General features: G+C 63.6%; 19 protein-coding genes. 6 read left to right on the forward strand and 13 right to left on the reverse strand.

Translation table 11 applies throughout. The features are described 5' to 3' along the window. Positions 1 to 264: 264 nt before the first annotated feature. The 4 genes from ABLE71_RS08500 to ABLE71_RS08515 form a co-directional block, all read right to left on the reverse strand. On the reverse strand, positions 265 to 933 hold the full coding sequence (locus ABLE71_RS08500; RefSeq protein WP_348782903.1) for a hypothetical protein: 669 nt from the start codon (positions 931 to 933) through the stop codon (positions 265 to 267). 14 nt (positions 934 to 947) lie between these two features. After that, positions 948 to 1157 (reverse strand): helix-turn-helix domain-containing protein, encoded by a 210-nt coding sequence (locus ABLE71_RS08505; RefSeq protein ID WP_348782904.1) that lies wholly within the window; start codon positions 1155 to 1157, stop codon positions 948 to 950. A 99-nt stretch (positions 1158 to 1256) separates the two neighbouring features. Then, positions 1257 to 1772, reverse strand: coding sequence for a hypothetical protein (locus ABLE71_RS08510; protein WP_348782905.1), 516 nt, complete (start codon positions 1770 to 1772; stop codon positions 1257 to 1259). Between the two features lie 6 nt (positions 1773 to 1778). Continuing rightward, positions 1779 to 2930 carry an integrase arm-type DNA-binding domain-containing protein gene (locus ABLE71_RS08515; protein WP_348782906.1) on the reverse strand — a complete coding sequence of 384 codons (1152 nt, stop codon included), beginning with the start codon at positions 2928 to 2930 and terminating at the stop codon, positions 1779 to 1781. A 1344-nt stretch (positions 2931 to 4274) separates the two neighbouring features. On the opposite strand from ABLE71_RS08515, the gene ABLE71_RS08520 reads away from it, so the two are divergent. After that, positions 4275 to 4583, forward strand: a complete 309-nt coding sequence (locus ABLE71_RS08520; protein ID WP_348782907.1) for a hypothetical protein — start codon at positions 4275 to 4277, stop codon at positions 4581 to 4583. Between the two features lie 183 nt (positions 4584 to 4766). Here the strand turns inward: ABLE71_RS08520 and ABLE71_RS08525 are convergent, their stop codons facing one another. From ABLE71_RS08525 to ABLE71_RS08535, 3 genes are all read right to left on the reverse strand, one after another. Continuing rightward, the gene (locus ABLE71_RS08525) at positions 4767 to 5003 is read right to left on the reverse strand and encodes a hypothetical protein (RefSeq protein WP_348782908.1); all 237 of its coding nucleotides are present in this window, start codon (positions 5001 to 5003) and stop codon (positions 4767 to 4769) included. A gap of 187 nt (positions 5004 to 5190) precedes the next feature. Continuing rightward, positions 5191 to 5553 (reverse strand): cupin domain-containing protein, encoded by a 363-nt coding sequence (locus ABLE71_RS08530; protein WP_348782909.1) that lies wholly within the window; start codon positions 5551 to 5553, stop codon positions 5191 to 5193. 4 nt (positions 5554 to 5557) lie between these two features. Beyond that, positions 5558 to 6991 carry an FAD-dependent oxidoreductase gene (locus tag ABLE71_RS08535; protein ID WP_348782910.1) on the reverse strand — a complete coding sequence of 478 codons (1434 nt, stop codon included), beginning with the start codon at positions 6989 to 6991 and terminating at the stop codon, positions 5558 to 5560. Positions 6992 to 7122: 131 nt separating this feature from the next. On the opposite strand from ABLE71_RS08535, the gene ABLE71_RS08540 reads away from it, so the two are divergent. The 5 genes from ABLE71_RS08540 to ABLE71_RS08560 all read left to right on the forward strand — a co-directional run bounded on the left by ABLE71_RS08540 (position 7123) and on the right by ABLE71_RS08560 (position 11600). Next, on the forward strand, positions 7123 to 8451 hold the full coding sequence (locus ABLE71_RS08540; RefSeq protein ID WP_348782911.1) for an aminotransferase class III-fold pyridoxal phosphate-dependent enzyme: 1329 nt from the start codon (positions 7123 to 7125) through the stop codon (positions 8449 to 8451). Between the two features lie 2 nt (positions 8452 to 8453). Then, entirely contained in the window at positions 8454 to 9182 is a 729-nt protein-coding gene (locus ABLE71_RS08545; protein ID WP_348782912.1) for a GntR family transcriptional regulator, read from the forward strand. A gap of 25 nt (positions 9183 to 9207) precedes the next feature. Then, positions 9208 to 10143 carry a 3-keto-5-aminohexanoate cleavage protein gene (locus ABLE71_RS08550; protein WP_348782913.1) on the forward strand — a complete coding sequence of 312 codons (936 nt, stop codon included), beginning with the start codon at positions 9208 to 9210 and terminating at the stop codon, positions 10141 to 10143. After that, a complete protein-coding gene (locus tag ABLE71_RS08555) occupies positions 10133 to 10552 on the forward strand; it encodes an acyl-CoA thioesterase (RefSeq protein WP_348782914.1) in 420 nt (139 codons plus the stop codon). Before ABLE71_RS08550 ends, ABLE71_RS08555 begins: the two co-directional genes overlap by 11 nt. 61 nt (positions 10553 to 10613) lie before the next feature. Continuing rightward, positions 10614 to 11600, forward strand: a complete 987-nt coding sequence (locus ABLE71_RS08560) for a proline racemase family protein (protein ID WP_348783699.1) — start codon at positions 10614 to 10616, stop codon at positions 11598 to 11600. Here the strand turns inward: ABLE71_RS08560 and ABLE71_RS08565 are convergent. From ABLE71_RS08565 to ABLE71_RS08590, 6 genes are read right to left on the reverse strand one after another with little or no spacing between them, the layout of a single operon-like run. Next, on the reverse strand, positions 11531 to 12301 hold the full coding sequence (locus ABLE71_RS08565) for a GntR family transcriptional regulator (RefSeq protein ID WP_348782915.1): 771 nt from the start codon (positions 12299 to 12301) through the stop codon (positions 11531 to 11533). The two genes, ABLE71_RS08560 and ABLE71_RS08565, sit on opposite strands and share 70 nt — an antisense overlap. Before the next feature lie 30 nt (positions 12302 to 12331). Next, the gene (locus ABLE71_RS08570; RefSeq protein WP_348782916.1) at positions 12332 to 12721 is read right to left on the reverse strand and encodes a RidA family protein; all 390 of its coding nucleotides are present in this window, start codon (positions 12719 to 12721) and stop codon (positions 12332 to 12334) included. Between the two features lie 5 nt (positions 12722 to 12726). After that, on the reverse strand, positions 12727 to 14958 hold the full coding sequence (locus ABLE71_RS08575) for a N,N-dimethylformamidase beta subunit family domain-containing protein (RefSeq protein ID WP_348782917.1): 2232 nt from the start codon (positions 14956 to 14958) through the stop codon (positions 12727 to 12729). Position 14959: 1 nt separating this feature from the next. Next, positions 14960 to 15268 carry an ABC transporter permease gene (locus ABLE71_RS08580; RefSeq protein WP_348782918.1) on the reverse strand — a complete coding sequence of 103 codons (309 nt, stop codon included), beginning with the start codon at positions 15266 to 15268 and terminating at the stop codon, positions 14960 to 14962. Continuing rightward, positions 15268 to 16935 carry an ABC transporter ATP-binding protein gene (locus tag ABLE71_RS08585; RefSeq protein ID WP_348782919.1) on the reverse strand — a complete coding sequence of 556 codons (1668 nt, stop codon included), beginning with the start codon at positions 16933 to 16935 and terminating at the stop codon, positions 15268 to 15270. Before ABLE71_RS08585 ends, ABLE71_RS08580 begins: the two co-directional genes overlap by 1 nt. After that, the gene (locus tag ABLE71_RS08590) at positions 16935 to 17819 is read right to left on the reverse strand and encodes an ABC transporter permease (protein ID WP_348782920.1); all 885 of its coding nucleotides are present in this window, start codon (positions 17817 to 17819) and stop codon (positions 16935 to 16937) included. Before ABLE71_RS08590 ends, ABLE71_RS08585 begins: the two co-directional genes overlap by 1 nt. Positions 17820 to 17822 lie beyond the last annotated feature (3 nt).

The following is a 17822-nucleotide window of genomic DNA, read 5'->3' on the forward strand; positions in this document are numbered from 1 at the left end:
TCTTCCGGAATGTGCGATGTCTTGGTTGTCCAATTCCAAGTCCAACTGGCCTCTTGGACAATTCCGAGGAACCGCCTAGTCCTCTCCTGAGGTGCTCTCCTTCGGAACTCTTTCGAGGTCACCGGACCTCGGAGCACCATTGCTGGCGTCAGCCAGCAGTGGTCCTTCTGTTCCTACTGACCGATCTATTCTTGTCCCCTGAGGTAAGTGGGAATAGTAGGTAGGTTATAGAATAAAGGACCTTATTTCGAAGAATGCGTTCGGTCAGGACAACCCTGACAGGTACTTCCAGGCTTCGGGATTGTGCGCCTTGCACCACGTTGGAACAGGCTTCCCATGTTCCACAGCGTTCATCTCCGCGAGCATGGTATCCACCTGTTCAGAATGATCGACGGCGATCTCCAAGGCAAGAAAAGCGAAGCGCCTCATCACGGTGATCGAGGGGAACGCAAAGAAACGCTTCTTTAGCGTCGGCTCCTTGCCTTCTAGACTCGATACCGAAAGCTCCATATCGATATGGTGCTTTACCGCCGACATGAAGAACGGCCAATCCCAAAGAACGATTTTGAACAGCGTGATCTGGAGGCCCTCGGGCCATTCGCCAGCTAGGCCCAGCAGGCAATGGAACTCATGGATCGTGGTGCGCTTGCCTGTCACCTTGCGCCAAATCGACGACATGATTTGTGCACGATCGTAATTCGTGACAGGTCCCGGGACGCCTTCCCTTACCAAGGTGATGTTCTTACGCCGCCTTCTAACAAAGGGAGGCTTTCTGATTATTCGACGAACTGTCTCCACAGAGCAGCCGATCTTCGCGGCCATTTCGGGTTGCGGCAACGCGCACCATGAAAAGCCGTCGAGTTCATAGGGCGACGCGGCAATCGTAGCTGCAACTAAATCGCGAAGCGCATCCACATGGTACTGGGGCTTCATTGCAATAGGCTCGCCTACAACTGGGACGTCGAAGTGCGGCGAGTTTCTTCAAGCCATTGATCCAGATCGCGAGCCTTATAAACGATCAAGCGGCGGCCCATCTTCATGAAGGGTGGGCCGTCTCCCCTCATCCTCATTTTCGCGAGCGTGGACGTTGATATGCCAAGCATGCTGGCAGCGGCCTCAGTGCGCAGAACGTGGCCCGAAGCGGTAGGGATGATCATGGTCGAATTTCCTCGTGGTTGATCTACCCACGAGTGTCATCAGGTATCCGGACTGCCCGCCAATGGTGTTTTTCGACTTATTTTTACCAGTGGTCGAGGCTAGCCCCGGAGAAAGTCGGGATCAACGAAACTTCCAACAGGAGGGTCTTGCCCCAGCGCGACTTGAAACTCGAACTCCAAGCCCTCCAAGAACTTTCTCATTTTTTCGTCTTTAAGCAGCTTCTTTATTTTCGCGTGAGTTTTGGGGATTGTTGACGGCGAAAGAGGCTTTGATCTTGAGGCGCTAACGTATTCGCTGGTCAGCTGGTATGCCTCGTCCCAAGTTTTCTTACTTTGCACATATCGCTCAACCAGCACGTAACGCACGTAGTCGCGCTGGAGCGCTGGCAACCTGTACCGAACGCCGTTGGGTGCCGAAATAAGTTCGTTCCGAAACCGGTACCTTAGCGCCGCATAGGTTTCTTTGGCCATTGTACTGGCATTTGGGTCCAAGGCGGCCATGAAAGCGTGGCGTAGTATTGTGGCTGGCGAACCGCGACCGGAGGCGATCCGCTCTAGCTGCTGGACGACGCGTGAATGCTTGGTCAGCAGATAGCTTTCGGCCCCCTTAGTCATAGTGCATTAGCGATCCGCGCTGAACACATACGCTGCCCATTTCTCCATAACCGACCTACGCCGCTCCAGAAGGTCTGATCGAGCATAAGCCTGTTCTGTCTTGTCACCGACCTTGTGCGCCAGAACCATCTCTGCGATCTCGCGAGGGGCCGCCTCGTTCTCCGAACTCCAGTCCCTAAACGTGGACCGAAATCCATGCGGCGTGAACCCCTTCATTCCCATACGGTCGATCAGTGCCGCAAATGCCATATTGGATAGCGGCCTCTCGGATTTGTCGCTCGGGAATACGAACTTCGACCCATAGTCCCTGCACCCCTCCAATAGTTTGATTGCCTCGGGTGCGAGCGGCACGCGGTGCTCTCGTTTCATCTTCATCCGCTCGGCTGGTACAACCCATATTCTCTTCGCTAGGTCGATCTCGCTCCAAGTTGCAAGCCGTACCTCGGCGGAGCGCAACGCGGTCAAAATGACAAATTGCAGCGCCTTGGCCGAAACGGCGTCTGCCTCCCGCTGTCGGAGCTTCAGAACGAACTTGGGCAGTTCTTCCCAACGCAAAGCGTCGTGATGTTTTACTTTTCGAGATTGCCGGGGGAGTGCTTTCAAAATCCCATCGAGGGGACTGTCGCCAGTGCGATGGCCAGCCACTTTCGCCCAATCGAAAACCATCTTCATTCGTTGCTTAAGTCGGCGAGCGGTTTCTTCCTTTTCCAACCAGATTGGTTGCAGGACATCCAGCAAATGGCCGCTAGTCACTCGATCTATGCGGAGATCACCGATTTTGGGGAAGGCATACGTAGCTTGCGTGTTGATCCACTGATCAGCATGCTTTGCGTTTTTCCACGTCGAGCGGTTTTCCACCCACACGTGTCGGGCCGCCTCCTCGTAAGATGGTGTGGCTCGTCGTTTTCGACGCTCCTGCAACGGGTCATGCCCTTGCTTGGCCGACCTCCGCATTGCGGAAGCTGCAATACGCGCCTCGTCGAGTTTCACAATCGACAGCGAACCCAACCCAATGTCTTTGCGACGACCGTGAACTGTGGTTCTGAGAACCCATTGGCGGGAACCGCCCTCTCGAACGTGGAGGTACAGCCCGTCACCGTCCGCGTATCGGCCCGGCGACTTAAGATCGCGCATCTTCTTGGTTGTAAGTTTTCCCATGCCCCACAGTTTGCCCCACGAATGGAACGCCATCAAGGGGACAAGTGAGGAACGTGCTTACAATCTTTGCAACCAATTGCAAATTATTTTCAATGTGTTAGTCGATCCAAATGATCGGCGGAGAAAGTAGGTTGGGGGGACCCCCTCTCCGCCATGGGCAGTCTATTGGAAGACAAGAGTTTCGACGAGCCGGTGCGCATCTTGACCGGCAGGGCGAAGAGCGTGACACGCCAAGTCAGGTCGACGGCTGAGGCGGCAAACTATCTCCTCTACCATTGGCCCATAGGAGGCGGCAGGAAGCACCTGGCGGCCCGCAAGGCATGCCCGTCGCGCCGATCTGCTGCGCATCGATCTGGACTCAGCCCTAAACACCGTGAAGCCGTTCAACGAGCACTACAACGCCATGTCGGAACTTCGTGCCGCGACGCTTCGGTGCGAGGCAATCTTGCGCGGCGTGTCGCCTGAACAGTTCGGGGAGTCGTGGAACTCGACGCCCGGTCCGGCTAAGGATTGACGGACTATTGCATTTCGCCGAATTTAGCAGATGCTAATTTGTTAGCCGGGGGCCGGTACCAACCGGCTAGGCCCGGCTGCGTCCGCTCCCACCCAATGTGAGGCAGTCGGGCCACCAGAAGGGGAGTTGGGGAAATGAAAAAGACCTATACGAAGCCGTTGTTGGTTCGTCGTGAGGTTCTCAGCAAGGTAACGGCGCAAGAGCTGCCTTCAGACATCATTATAAGGGAAGAAGTCCTAGAATAGCCACGGACGCAACTCTCATCCGTGAGACTTTCAAACCAACGGCTATGGGGATTTGACATGAAAAAGCAGTACGAGAAGCCGACGCTAGTTCGTCGCGAGACCTTGGACGAACTCACTGCGAGCACCATGGTCATCGTGTCGTCGAAGACCCGCGCCGAACCCTGATCTGGCGCGTCACGCCAGCCACATACCCAGACCCACCACCACGGCGGCGCAGGCCGCTCCGAAGGCTATCCAGCCGATCGGCCAAGGCGGCGGGTCAGTCACTCGGATGCCAGTTGATGGCTAGGCCCGCAATCACCCACCGGGGAACCCGTATCGGTGAACCGCCGCCATTGAAGGCGGTGACCTTGCCACCGGTCCGGCACCGAGTCGCCCAGCGCCCCAGACCAACTGCCCTCAAGGCAATTGGTCGCCAAGCTTAACGTTGCCTTCATATCAGCAGCAGCGAGAACGCGATCCTGTAGTGAGCAACGGAGGACCCTCACTTCAGTTCCACAAGGAAGAGCTGAAATTTACCGGAACCAAGGTCCATGACATCCGTTGCGACCCTGAAGGGACAACCCCCTCTCAAGGAGTTGCAATATGAATATGCTATTCAAAGCCATTATGGTGACGGCCATCATTGCTGCCGGCGGAAGCTCGGCATTAGCCGAATCGAAAAAGGCAAGCGCGCCGGGTCAGGACCGCACGTGCCTGATAACGACCAAGAACCCTGGCAGCTTCAACGATGCTGATGTTGCCGACGCAAAGTGGCTGCCAAGAAAGGCGGCTGAGGCTCAGGCGAGCAAGGACCCGGATACAATGCGGGTGTTCGACTACGACCAGGATGCGCTGGTCATGAACAAGACATATGCGTCGGCAGAAGAACTCTGCAACAAGCACTTCAACTGAGCCAGGCAATCGTCCGAGCCTCAAACGAACTAGCGTGACGAACTATTGGCCCGCTGTCGAGCTACCTGCTGACAGCGGGCCTTCCAAGGACCCGCTTAGTTCTGGCGTGCGATACCCGACCTGGGCGCCCCGAAGCTGCGGCGGCAGGGGCGGCCTCCAGGCCAGCCGGAACGGGGTTTCGCTTCAGGGCTCCCCCTTCGCCTTCACCGTCTCGATGAAATTGAGTTCGTCCTGGATCGCCTCTTCGATATCGCAGACCACCGCCTCCAGACTTTCCAATGGGATGCCTTGGGTCGCCGCATCTGAGATGCAGCGTCGCGCCAGCGCCTTGACTGTCCTGGCGCTCGGTTTCTTCGCGTGCTTGTGATTGACGTTGGCATCAAGCCATACGTCCATGAATGCCTCAGCGGCCTCATCCATTTAACGTGCCTTCCCGCGCGATGTCCCTTCGCGGCATTAGGAACGCGCGACGGCGACAATGGATGCGGGAGACCAATAGATCCCGGGATTCGAATTTGGTCAGGCTGTAATCAGGCTCGTAACGGGCATCGCAGCCTCAGACGTGACTCGCCTGTGTCGCCGCGGGTTTGACCATTCCGCTGCGCCTCTATGGCTCCGTCAGACCTTGCCTTGCCGCCCAATCGACGGGATGCACCGCGTAAAAGTAGGCGGCGCGTTGCCTGGCGATGTATTTCAGGTGGGTGCCGTTGGGCAGCCAGACGATGTCGCCGGTGTTACATTCGTGCGCGGCGCCGTCGAACTCGACCGTGAGCGGCCCTTCGAGAATGAACAGCACCTCGTCATAGGTGACCGTCCAGTCGATGGTCGCGTCCTCCAGATATTCGATGCCGGCGCCCATCTCCCGGCTGATCGAGGCGTCGATTACGCGGGCGATCGCCGTCGTGCCTGTCGGCGTGACCGCTGGCTTCAGCTGCATCTGCGACCGCTTGAAGATCCTTGGCCCCGTCATCGCGTCACTCCCTGCTGGCAATGTTGGCCTTGGACGGCGTCACGCCTGACGGGGCCAGCCCGGCGAGCCACCCGGTAAGCGTGTCGGGCTTGCGACCGAGATGCTCCATGCGATCCCGTCGGCGCACGGCGCCACGCACGAAATGCGCGCCGACGAACCGGAACGGCTCAGGCGGAAAGCCGCGCCGGACCGGGCGTACCAGGGCGGCGTTCGACCAATCGTCATCGCGGCCGAGCAGCAGCGATGCAAGGATGTGGCCCCCGAGATAGGTCATGCCGATGCCGTTTCCGGAAAAGCCGTATCCGTAGAGGATGTCCCGGTTGCCGGGCAGGCGGCCGAAAAGCGGCAGGCCGCTGTCGGTACGGTCGATTGGTCCGTTCCATGCATTGTCCAGCGCAAAGTCGGCGAGCGCCGGATGACCGGCGCGCAGCGCGTCGCGCATCGCTTCCACGCGCGGCGACGGTCGATGGAAACGCCGGTCGATCAGCCCGCCGAAGCCGATGTGGCCGCCGGTGACGCCGACATTCAGCCGGCCGTCGCGCGTGACCCGCCAGCCGGCGACGAAGACGCGGCTGTCGATCATCAGGGGGCCGCGCCGGTAGCCGGCCCGGTCAAGCTCTTCCGGGATCGGCAGGGACGCCGCATCATCGCTGGAGATGTTGAACAGAGCGGGTGCGAGTTCGGGAACGGCCGCCGACCAAGCATTCATCGCCAGCACTATCCGATCGGTCTGCACCTCTCCGCCGCCGGTCCTGACCGTTAGCGGCGCGCGGCGCGAGAAACCGGTCATCGCTGTCTTTTCATAAATGCGAACGCCGCGCGCGAGCGCCGCGCGGCGAAGTCCCCGGACCAGGAGGCCCGGATGCACGGTGGCGGCTGAAGCATCGAAGGCGCCCGCGAGGAAGCCGGACGAGCCGGTTATGGCGGCGATCTCGTCGCGGCTTACCCGGCGGGCGGGCTCACGGCCCAGCCGTTCGTATCGGGAAAGCGCGTCGTTCCAGGCGCCGTCTTGGGCCTCGCAGGTCGCGCCCCAGATCCAGCCGACGCGATCGAACCAGCAGTCGATGCCGTTCTCGGCGCAGAATCGCTCGATCCCGTCGATCGCCATCGTCGACAGATCGACGATGCGCAGCGCCTCTGCCTCATTCCGCAGCGCGGCAAGCGTGGCAAGCTTGGTCCAGGCGGACAGGAGCATGCCGGAATTGCGGCCGCTCGGGCCGCCGCCGCAGATGTCGCGCTCGATGACGACCACGTCGAGACCGGGGTCGGCTTCTCGCAGACGGATGGCGGTCCACAGGGCGAGATAGCCGCCGCCGACGATGCATACATCCGCCTTCGTCACGCCTTTCAGCGGCGGCGCGAGGTCGGCCTCGACGGCCAGTGCCTGCCGGAGCCAATGGCTGCGCCAGACGATATCGGATTCGGCAACCTTGTTCATGGTTTTGTACAGCCTGGACCAATATTTGATCAAATTAGTGATGCGAATCTGTTTGAACTGCAAGCGAAAATTGCTAGTCTGCAGCCGTTGCATGCAATCATGTGCCATTTCCGGTGTGAGAATTTGATCGAATGAGTGCCGCCCCTGCCGTTCTTCGCAACGCCGACCTTGATGCCGTTCTTGCCGACGCGGAAGAGCGCCTTACCGCCGCGAACCCGAACAGCTTCGCGCGGCACCGGGAAGCGATGGCTGCCCTGCCCGGCGGCAACACTCGCGCGGTGCTGTGGTACCGTCCGTTTCCGCTGGCGCTGGTCGGCGGCGACGGCTGCCACGTCGAGGATATCGACGGCCATCGCTATGTCGACCTCGTCTCCGAATACAGCGCCGGGCTCTACGGCCATTCCGACCCGACGATCGCCAGGGCCATGAAGAAAGCCATCGACGACGGGCTCGCGCTCGGCGCTCCCAATCGCTACGAGGCCCGCTATGCGGCCGCAATCGTGGAGCGTTTCCCGGCCATCGAGCGCGTGCGCTTCTGCAATTCCGGCACCGAAGCCAACATCATGGCCCTGTCCATGGCGCGCGCGATCACCGGCCGCGGCAAGATCATCGCCATGCACGAGGGTTATCACGGCGGCGTGCTCACATTCGCGCATGGCGGCTCGCCGCTTAACCTCCCGTTCCCCTTCGTCTTCGCGGACTACAATTGCATAGACGCAACGGTGGCCCTGATTCGCGAGCATGCGAAGGATCTGGCGGCCGTCATCCTCGAGCCGATGATGGGCGGCGGCGGATGCATACCGGCGACGCGCGAGTTCCTGGTCGCCGTCCGGGAGGCGACGCTCAAGAGCGGCGCGCTGCTGATCTTCGACGAGGTCATGACGTCGCGGCTCCACTATCGCGGCCTGCATGGCGCGCACGGCATCAATCCCGACATCATGTCGCTCGGCAAATATCTCGGCGGCGGCGCCAGTTTCGGCGCCTTCGGCGGTCGCGCCGATCTGATGGACCGCTTCGATCCGGCCAGGCCCGGGGCCTTCTCGCATGGCGGCACCTTCAACAACAACGTGCTGTCCATGGCAGGCGGGCTGGCCGGCTTCACCGAGGTGCTGACCGAGGAGGCCAGCCGCGACGTCAACGAGCGCGGCGACCGAATGCGCGCGGCCCTTGGCGAGGCGTTCGTCAGGCACGGGGTTGCCGGCGTCGTGCTCGGGCGCGGCTCGCTCATGAACATTCATTTCGTGCCGGGGCCAGTGACGAGCCCGGCGCCGCTCGACGGCGTCGATCCGCGCATCCTGACGCTCTACCACGTCGAGATGCTGTTGCGCGGCCAGCACGTCACGCCGCGCGGCATGCTGGCGCTGTCGTTGCCCTTCGGCGACGCCGAGGCCGACGGCTTCGTCGCCGCCTTCGACGATTTCCTCGCCGCCCATCGCGCGCTGCTGCCGCGAGCCGCCTGACGATGGCGCTGCGAACGCCTTCGACCGGCGGAACGGCGCATGCGCGAATCCACGCGGTGCTGCGCGAGGCGCTGATGAACGGCGACTTCCACCCCGGCCAGCGTCTCGTCGTGCGGAGCATCGCCGAGGAGTTCCAGACCAGCGCCATGCCGGTGCGCGAGGCGCTGCGCCAACTGGTCAGCGAGGAGGCCCTGTTCGATCACGCCAACCGCGGGGTCATCGTGCCCGAAGCCAGCGTTGAAGTGATCTCGGATCTTACCCGCGTCCGCTGCTCCATCGAGGGATCGGCAGCGGGATGGGCGGCCTCGACCATAACACGGGCGGAACTGGATGCCGTGCGCGTCCTCGACGGCGAGATGAAGGACCGCGCGATGCGCGGCGCGGCGGCCGACTATCTTTCGCTCAACCGGGAGTTCCATTTCGCAGTGTATCGCGCGGCGCGTTCGACCGTGCTCCTGCCGATCATCGAGCGGCTGTGGCTGCGCGCCGGCCCCTGGCTCAACATCATGCGCGAGGAGGCGACCCTGGGCATGGGCCTCGACCATCACGCCGAGATCATCGACGCGCTCGTAAAGGGCGACGGCGAACGCGCCAGGCGGGCCGTTGCGACCGACATCTCGGACGCCGCCGACATCATGCTGCGAGCCGCCAGCGGCCTGAACGGGAGCGAGGCGCGCCGCGGGCGTCCGCGCCTGGGAGAACTGGCGCGACGGCGACCGGCGCGCGCATAAGGACGGCGGGAGTGAGCAGGAAATCATGAAGCAAGCACAAAAGGTCATCATCACCTGCGCAGTGACGGGGTCGATCCATACGCCGACCATGAGCCCCTATCTGCCGGTAACGCCGAGCGAGATCGTCGATGCGGCGGTCGGCGCCGCGCAGGCCGGTGCGTCGATCATCCACCTCCACGCACGCGATCCCGCGACCGGCAAACCGTCCCCCGATCCGAAGCTGTTCATGGACTTCCTGCCGCGCATCAAGCAGCAGACCGACGCGGTGATGAATATCTCGACCGGCGGCGGTCTCAAGATGAGCCTCGAGGAGCGTCTCGAAGCCGCCCATGCCGCGCAACCCGAACTCTGCTCGCTCAACATGGGCTCGATGAACTTCGCCCTCCACCACATCGCGCCGAAATACAGCGAGTGGAAACACGAATGGGAGAAGGGCTACCTCGAGGACACCAGGAAGGGCATCGTCTCCAACACGTTCGAACAGATCGAGCGTATCATCGTCGAGGTGGGCCAGGCCTACGGAACGCGCTTCGAGTTCGAGTGCTACGACGTCAGCCATCTCTACACGCTGGCGTACTTCCTTGACCGCAAGCTCTTGACTCCGCCGCTCTTCGTTCAGACGATCTTCGGGCTGCTGGGCGGCATAGGACCGGACCCGGAGGATATGCTCCACATGCGCCGCACCGCCGAGCGCCTGTTCGGCGATGCCTTCATGTGGTCGATCCTGGCCGCCGGCAAGCACCAGATGGGGCTCTGCACGATGGGGGCGATCATGGGCGGCAACGTGCGTGTCGGGCTGGAGGACAGTTTGTATCTGGGCAAGGGCCAGCTCGCGAAGAGCAATGCCGAGCAGGTGGCGAAGATCCGTCGCATCCTGGCGGAGCTGTCGCTCGAGGTGGCGACGCCCGACGAGGCGCGCGACCTCCTGAAGCTCAAGGGCGGCAACGAGGTTGCGTTCTGAGATGGAGCCGGTGGTCACATATGTCGGCGTCTCGCACCCCTGGATGTGCGACGCCATGGGGCACATGAACGTACGCCATTACATGGCCATGTTCGACGATGCGAGTTTCCAGCTCCTCGGCCAGCTGACCGGCGTGGAAAAGGACAAGTCGCTCGGCTGGGCGGATGTCCGCCACGAGATCGAATACAAGCACGAGACGCCGGCGGGCGCCCTGTTGACGATACGTTCGCAGGTGGTGCGCGTGGGCCGTTCCTCCGTCACCTACAGGCATGCCATGACCGGATCGATCGAAGGCGAACTCCACGCCGAGGCGACAGTCACCTCGGTGCGCTTCGATCTTGCGGCGCGCAAGTCGCTGGACATCGACGCCGAGACGCGTCGCCGAGCCGAAGCGCTGATGGTGGGCTAACGTGGTCAGGCTCGTTGCTGGAACGCCGGCGGCCCTTCAAGGCAGCATCGAGACGGTGGAGATGCACACCGGAGGCGAGCCGGTACGCATCGTGACGGCCGGCTACCCGCCTATTCCCGGCTCGACCATCCTGGAGAAGCGCCGCTATGCGCGCGACCACCTCGACCACCTTCGGCGCATGCTGATGTTCGAGCCGCGTGGCCACCACGAGATGTATGGCGTGCTGCCGGTCGAACCCGATCTTCCCGAGGCGGATCTTGCCGTGCTGTTCATGCACAATGAGGGTTATTCGACGATGTGCGGCCACGCGACCATCGCGCTCGGCCGCTATGCGGTGGACACCGGAATCGTGGCGCCGATCGTGCCGGAAACGCTCGTCAGCCTGCAATGCCCCTGCGGTCTGGTTCGGGTCAGGGTCGCCGTCGAGGAAACGTCGAGCGGGTTCGCTACCGGCGCCGTGTCGTTCGAGAGCGTGCCGTCCTTCGCTTTCGCGCTGGACCTGCAAGCCGATGTGCCGGGCGTCGGCCGCGTGCCCTGCGACATCGGCTATGGCGGTGCCTTTTATGCGCTGGTCGATGCCGGCGCGATCGGGCTCGACCTTTCCGAAACGCCGCTCGACCGGCTTGTGGATGTCGCCGACCGCATCACCAGGCACGTCGCGGCGACCGTGCCCCTGGAGCATCCCGACGACGCCGATCTCGCCTTTCTCTACGGCACGATCCTGACCGACGGCGGAGACGGCTCGGCCGGACGCCCGAGCCGCAACGTCTGCGTCTTCGCCGAGCGCGAGGTCGACCGCAGCCCGACCGGCAGCGGCGTGTCGGCCCGCATCGCCGTGCAATGCGCCCGCGGTCTGCCGACCGGCGAGAGGCGAGATTTCGAGAGCCTGACCGGCGCGGTGTTTTCGGCCACCCCGGTGCGGCGCGAGCGGCTGGGGCGCTTCGAGGCGGTGCGCGTCGAGGTCAGCGGGCGCGCCTATTATTCCGGACGCTCGAGCTTCTCCGTCGAGCCTGGCGATCCGCTGGGCGGCGGCTTTCTCTTGCTTTGAGTGGTGGGAAAGAAATCTCCCCGCTGAAGGCCAGGAATGATGACACGGGCCGCATCCTGTATGTCGCGCGTCATGGCGGCGCGCAGGCCCGCCGCGTCCCCCGCGGCGACCGCGTTCACCGCCGCCTCGTGCGCCTCCAGACCGGAACGCATCTCCTCGCGGTTGGTGACCAAGTTGAGCAGCGGCCCTATCTGCATCCACAGCGTTTCGATGAAGCGCAGCAGGCGCGGCATTCCGGCCGCGGCGTAAATGTGGAAGTGAAACTGGCGGTTGAGGTCGAGATATCCGGTCCAGTCGTCGCGGTCCGCCTTGAACATGCTGCGGTTGATGTCCTTGAGCAGCGCGACGTCGGCGCGACCGAGGTGCGGGCAGCCACGCTCGGCGGCCGTTCCCTCGAGTATGGTGCGCAAATCGGCGATCTCGCGAAAATCCTCTGGCGAAAGCATGGGCAGAGCGAAGGTCCGGTTGGGCTGCACATCCAGTGCGCCTTCCGTCACCAGCCGCTGCAAGGCGCTGCGAACCGGCATTGGGCTCACATTGATGACGTGGGCCAGCGTGCGGATCGAGATGCTCTGTCCTGGCCGTAGCTGACCCGAGATAATCAGGCGGCGCAGCTCGTTGTAGACCTGATCGTTCAGGGTCAGCCGCTCGGGCGGCGCGAAATCGAGCAGTGCAAGTTCTTCCTGGCTTCGTGCCGACACCGGTCGTCCTCCTTCATCGGTTCCTTGCGCCTACTCGGCAGCTTCGGGCAGGATCGCCCATGCCTCGAGCTCCACCAGCAGTTCGGGGTACACGAGTTCGACCTTCAGCGTGGCGCGCGCTGGCGCGAAGTTCCCGAACACCTCCCGGTAGGCAGCGTCCATGGCCGGATAGTGCGAAAAGTCGGCCAGATAAACGGTGACCTTGGCCACGTCCTCGAGCGTCGCCCCGACCCCGGCGAGCGCCGCCGCCAGATTGGCGATCGTCTGCCTGGTCTGCGCCGCAACGTCATTGGGCGCAACCACGTTGCCGGCCTCATCCAGACTGGCCATCCCGGAGGCGGCGACAAGGTTCCCGCGTCGTACGACCTGGCTGTAGCAGCCGATCGGCTTGTGCAGCCCTTCCGGGTTCGATCTCAACATCTCGGTCACGGTTCCGCGCTTTCTGCGCCGGGCGGCGCGAAGGGTGTGGCGTCGGCGAACCGGCGAAAGACGTTCTCCGTGATCCTCGACACGTTGTTGTCGAAACCGTTGTGCGGCAGGCTGGCCGCCCAGGCGATCGAGCCCGTGGAGAACACGGCGCCGCCGTTGGGCGTCTCGAAGAAGGTCATGTCGGCATGCACCAGCGGATTTTCGGTGCCACCGATGATGTAGTTGGTGGCGGGCATGTCCTCCTTGCCGATCATCATCTCCTCGGTGTGATCCTCGGAGCGGGCCACGACAAGCGCATTCGGAGGCGAGCCGAGCCGGCGGTCGTAGCGGTCGATCTCCTGGCCGGCCGCGCCGCCTCCCGCCAGCCCGAAATCGCCGATGATCTCCTCCTCGACGCCGTCAAAGATGAATGCGGCGCGAGGATCCCGGCTCTCGGGCGTACGCCGGTAGTAGGAGGAGATGTCGAAGCCGGAGGCGGTAAAGCCGACACCCACCAACTCGTTCGGCGCGCGGCCGACCCTGCGCCACATGCCGCCATATTCGCCGTTGAAGCTCATATAGTATTCGCCGGGCTCGGCTTCCCATGGACGCGAGCCGTCCTCGGCGCGCCGAAGTTCCAGAACACCGGCTACTTCGGGATGGTAGGCGACCCGCCAGAAGAAGCCATTGCCGCCAAGATACATGAGCCGGCCGCCGCGATCGAGGAAGGCCGACAGCGCGTCCCACATCGGCGTCGAGGTGTATTCGGGGTGGTTGCCGGTAATGACGAGCGCATAGTCCGCCAATAGGCCAAGGCCTTCGTTGTGAAGGTCTTCGTCGGTGATCACGTCGACCTCGATCCCGCACGCGCGAAACCAGCCGAAGATCCAGCCGTCGTCGTTGAAGGCGGACAGCGTCGTGTTCGGCCGCATGTTGACGATCGGCCGCAATCTTGTGCCGATGGACATGCCGCTGTCGTCATTGTGGACGGCGTAGAGCGAGTCGCCGTATTCCGGCCGCGTGTTCAGGAAGAGGTCGCTCTCCACCAGCTCCGGAAGCTGCCCGAGATACATCTCGTACAGGTTGCTTCGGTTCATCACGCGGTAGTTGCCATAGGCCATGTAAGTCGCCGTCGAGGCGAGGAAGACAGCTCTGGACCCGGGTTGGCCGCGCGGCGCCCTGACATAGAAGACGACATGCTCCGCGTCGCCGTCGCCTTGCAACCTGGCGGCGTAGACGCCGCTGGGCAGGCCCTCTGGAACGGTATAGGTGAAGTCGGTTTCCCACCGGCAGTCCGAAAGGTCGTCGTCGTGGAAATGGATCGCGCCATATTCCTCCGGCGCCGACTTCCAGTCGTGCCAGCGGGCCGACCAGTTCCAGCCCTTCATGGCGCGGCCCGGCATGTTGATCAGCCGGCCGTCGAGGCGGCAGGCCGAGAGATCGACGAAACATTCGCGGTCCATCTGCCGCGAAAAGTCCCATGCGCCAACGAGGTCGGCAGCGAGATCGGCGGCAAGCGGTTCGACGATCGAACGGCGCAAGCTTTCGGCCGCAAGCGCACCGGCGAACAGGCGCGGGCTATCGACCTTGCCGTTGTAGTGACTTGCGAAACGATTCGCACCCGCGGCACGCGCCGCCACGATGAAAGTTCCGTCGCCGCCGCAGCGGAGGCCGCGCGCCGCCCTCGCGACTACACTCTGGGGCGCCGAGAAGCCGGCGTGGACGTCCAGCGGTTCCGCGTGCAGCATGGCGGAGCCCGTTTCCACGTCGTAGGAAGCGGCGACAAAGGTCCATTGCCGGACAAGCAGCGGTTTGGCTAGCCTGATGCTTGTCCCGTCCGGCAGCCTGAGCGCCAGCAGGTTGCCGGCCTCGAGCGACAGATCGAAGCCGGATCCGGACTCGACGGTCAGCGTCGAGAGGATCGACTGGGGGCTGTCCTTGGACAGCGTCGGCCAGATCATCGCCGTGACGGAGAAGCTGCCCAGACCTGCAATCGCGCGTCCCCCGGGGACAACCCCGCACGAGCCGATCGCGATCGGCTGATGCCGTGCCGGATAGACGCCGTCGAAGGCGCTGGGAATGGCATCCTCCTGCAGTCCGGGCCCGTCGCGGTGGGAATCGACGCAATGAAGCCGCACCAGGGAGGCCCGGTATTGCTTCGATCCGTTCTCGGCCGAGACCTTGAACGCGATCGTCTCGCCCGGGCACGCGCTGATCCGGTCCGTGTATCCTGCAAGCGTGCGCGCCATGTCAGACGCCCTCCGGCACGTCGCTGCCGAAATATTGCCTCCAGCGCAGTTTGAAGACCGCCCATTCGGCTTCGTCCCAGTCGGTGAAGACGGGGTCGCGATGCACGGTCAGCGGCTGGCCCTTCACGCCGTTGAACTGGATGAGCACCCAGGCACGCGCGTGATCGACGCGCAGCAGGGCGTGCTTTCCGGGCACCGGCAGTGTCCGAAACGCCCGCAGGAGCCGCTGCAACTGCGGGCTGTGGTGGCCGAGCGGAGTCTTCCGGAACTCGGCGGCAAGGGAGGGGTCCGGGAGGATCGGGAAGGCCATCATGCGCTCGTTTGCATCGGATGTGGTTCGGTTACCGGAGCTGCCGGCGCATGCGCCACCAGCGCGGCGGCGAGCAGCCGCTGCGTGTATGGATGTCTCGGTCTCTGGAAGACCTCCTCGGTGTCGCCGGCCTCCACGAGATCGCCGTTGAACAGCACGACGACGCGGTCGGCCAGCGAGCGCACCACGCCGAGGTCGTGCGATATGAACAGCATCGAAACGCCCGTGCGCGCACGCAAATCGCGCAGCAGTTCGAGCACGCGCGCCTGAACGGACACGTCGAGCGCCGACAGGACTTCGTCGCAAAGCAGCAGCGACGGCTCGGCGATCAGTGCGCGGGCGATCGCCACGCGCTGGCGTTCCCCGCCCGACAGTTCGTGCGGGAACCGCTCCGCATATTCGGCGGGAAGGCGCACGTCATCGAGCGCCTTGTCGACTCGCGCCGCGACGGAAGCGCTACGCTCGCCGAAGAACACGTCGCGCGGACGCGACAGAATCTCGCCGACCCGCATGCGCGGATTGAGCGATGCGTCGGGATTCTGGAAGATATACTGGATTTCGCGCCGCTGGGAGGACGGGCGCGCTTCGAGCCTTGGCGCCAGCACCTTGTCCAGGTAGCGGATTGCCCCCGCGCCGGGCGGAGCCAGCCCGCAGATAGCGCGCGCGATCGTCGACTTTCCCGAACCGCTCTCGCCGATCAGCGCCACCGTTTCGTCACGGCCGATCGAGAAGTCGACGCCGTGAACGACTTCCGTTCCGGCCGCGCGTCCGATGCCGAACAGGCCGCGGCGCCCGCCATAGGCGATGCGCACCGCCGACACCGAAAGCAGACCAGTCTCAGACGGGGCGCGCCGAACCGGACGCTCCGGCGCGGCCCGGAACAGCGGCACCGCCGCGATCAGCGCCTTCGTATAGTCGTGCCTGGGGCGGGAGAAGACTTGCTCGGCGGCGCCGATCTCCACGAGCGCGCCGCGATAGAGCACGGCCAGCCTGTCGGCGATCTGGCTGAGCAGGGGCAGGTCGTGCGTGACATAGACCATCGAAACGCCATGGGTGGTGCGAAGCGTTTTCAGCAACTCGACGATCTGCTGTTGAACGGTGACGTCGAGACCGGTCGTGGGCTCGTCGAGAACGATCAATTCCGGCTCGCAGGCCAGCGCCATGGCGATTGCGATGCGCTGCTGCTGCCCACCGGAGAGGCGATGCGGATAGCGTCCGCCGACGTCAGGCACTTCGCTCAGCCCGACCTGCCCAATCAACTCACCGATGCGGACCTGGATGGCCTCGGCATCTAGCTTGCGGTGCTCGCGAAGCACCTCGGCGATCTGGTCGGCGACCGTCATCGCCGGGTTGAGCGCGGTCGTCGGGTTCTGCGGCACGAAGCTGATGCGGTTGCCGCGCAGCTTCTGCAGCGCCTCGACCGGCAGGGCGGCGACGTCGACGCCGCCGAAGAGAACCGAGCCGCCCGCGCATCGCGCGTTCGGTGGCCGATAGCCAAGCAACTGGTAGGCCAGCGTGCTTTTGCCGGAACCGCTCTCGCCCACCAGGCCCAGCACTTCGCCTCGCCGTACTTCGAGGCTGACCCGGTCGACGGCGCGCTGCCAGCCGGCCGGCGTGCGGTATTCGATCGAGAGGTCGCGCACCTCGATGCAGGCCTCCGTCGCCACTAGTTGGCCCTCACCGGTGAACGGCCAAGCACGCGGGCAAGCCCTTCCGTGAAGAAGTTGAGCCCGATGACGAGGCTGGACAGCATCAGTCCGGGTCCGAACACGGCCCATGGCTGGATGGTCAACAGGTTGCGGTTCTCCGCGATCATCAGGCCCCATTCGGGCGATGGCGGGCGCAATCCGAAGCCGAGGAAGCCAAGCGTGCCGATGATGACCGGCGCATAGCCGGCGCGCACGGCGAATTCGACCAGCAGCACGCCGGTTGCGTTGGGCAGCATCTCGCGTCGCACCACAGAGAAAGCCGGCTCGCCGCGAAGTCGCGCCGCGGTGATGTAGTCACGCGTTACGATTTCGAGCGCTGCCGCGCGCGCCATGCGCGCGATGCGCGGCGTGTAGATAAGGGCGACCACCAGCGCGACCAGTACCGGCGAACCGGCATATTCAGGGCCGGCCATCGACACAGCGAGCAAAGCGAGGATCAGGAACGGGATGCTCAGCACCGCCTCCACGATGCGCATCACGAGCTCGTCCACCCAGCCGCGCACATAGCCGCAGGCAAGCCCGATCATCGAACCCAGCGCGACACCGAGCAGGGTTCCGGAAACCGCCAGCGAGATGACGATCCATCCGCCGTGCAGCGTACGGCTGAACACATCGCGGCCGAGCTGGTCGGTGCCGAACCAGTGAAGCAAGTCCGGTCCCGCGACCGGCCGGCCCGCCATCATCTGCTGCTGGGGGAAAGGTGCGATCCAGGGTCCGGCGGCCGCAAGCACAAGATGGACGGCGAGCAGCGCCAGGCCGATGCGGAAGCTGCCTGGCGCGGACGCGAAGGCCGCCCATCGCTTCTGCCGGCGCCTTGGCGGCAATATCTGCTCGACGGCCATATC

Source organism: Mesorhizobium sp. KR9-304 (assembly GCF_040049215.1).
Classification (GTDB): domain Bacteria; phylum Pseudomonadota; class Alphaproteobacteria; order Rhizobiales; family Rhizobiaceae; genus Mesorhizobium_K.

Bases quoted from the DNA above. Each gene is read 5' to 3' on its own strand.
- ABLE71_RS08580 (WP_348782918.1), bottom strand. From the start codon at position 15,268: ATGGCCTTCCCGATCCTCCCGGACCCCTCCCTTGCCGCCGAGTTCCGG.
- ABLE71_RS08520 (WP_348782907.1), top strand. From the start codon at position 4,275: ATGAATATGCTATTCAAAGCCATTATGGTGACGGCCATCATTGCTGCC.
- ABLE71_RS08545 (WP_348782912.1), top strand. From the start codon at position 8,454: ATGGCGCTGCGAACGCCTTCGACCGGCGGAACGGCGCATGCGCGAATC.
- ABLE71_RS08570 (WP_348782916.1), bottom strand. From the start codon at position 12,721: ATGTTGAGATCGAACCCGGAAGGGCTGCACAAGCCGATCGGCTGCTAC.
- ABLE71_RS08500 (WP_348782903.1), bottom strand. From the start codon at position 933: ATGAAGCCCCAGTACCATGTGGATGCGCTTCGCGATTTAGTTGCAGCT.
- ABLE71_RS08530 (WP_348782909.1), bottom strand. From the start codon at position 5,553: ATGACGGGGCCAAGGATCTTCAAGCGGTCGCAGATGCAGCTGAAGCCA.
- ABLE71_RS08540 (WP_348782911.1), top strand. From the start codon at position 7,123: ATGAGTGCCGCCCCTGCCGTTCTTCGCAACGCCGACCTTGATGCCGTT.
- ABLE71_RS08505 (WP_348782904.1), bottom strand. From the start codon at position 1,157: ATGATCATCCCTACCGCTTCGGGCCACGTTCTGCGCACTGAGGCCGCT.
- ABLE71_RS08525 (WP_348782908.1), bottom strand. From the start codon at position 5,003: ATGGATGAGGCCGCTGAGGCATTCATGGACGTATGGCTTGATGCCAAC.
- ABLE71_RS08590 (WP_348782920.1), bottom strand. From the start codon at position 17,819: ATGGCCGTCGAGCAGATATTGCCGCCAAGGCGCCGGCAGAAGCGATGG.
- ABLE71_RS08535 (WP_348782910.1), bottom strand. From the start codon at position 6,991: ATGAACAAGGTTGCCGAATCCGATATCGTCTGGCGCAGCCATTGGCTC.
- ABLE71_RS08510 (WP_348782905.1), bottom strand. From the start codon at position 1,772: ATGACTAAGGGGGCCGAAAGCTATCTGCTGACCAAGCATTCACGCGTC.
- ABLE71_RS08575 (WP_348782917.1), bottom strand. From the start codon at position 14,958: ATGGCGCGCACGCTTGCAGGATACACGGACCGGATCAGCGCGTGCCCG.
- ABLE71_RS08515 (WP_348782906.1), bottom strand. From the start codon at position 2,930: ATGGGAAAACTTACAACCAAGAAGATGCGCGATCTTAAGTCGCCGGGC.
- ABLE71_RS08560 (WP_348783699.1), top strand. From the start codon at position 10,614: ATGCACACCGGAGGCGAGCCGGTACGCATCGTGACGGCCGGCTACCCG.
- ABLE71_RS08550 (WP_348782913.1), top strand. From the start codon at position 9,208: ATGAAGCAAGCACAAAAGGTCATCATCACCTGCGCAGTGACGGGGTCG.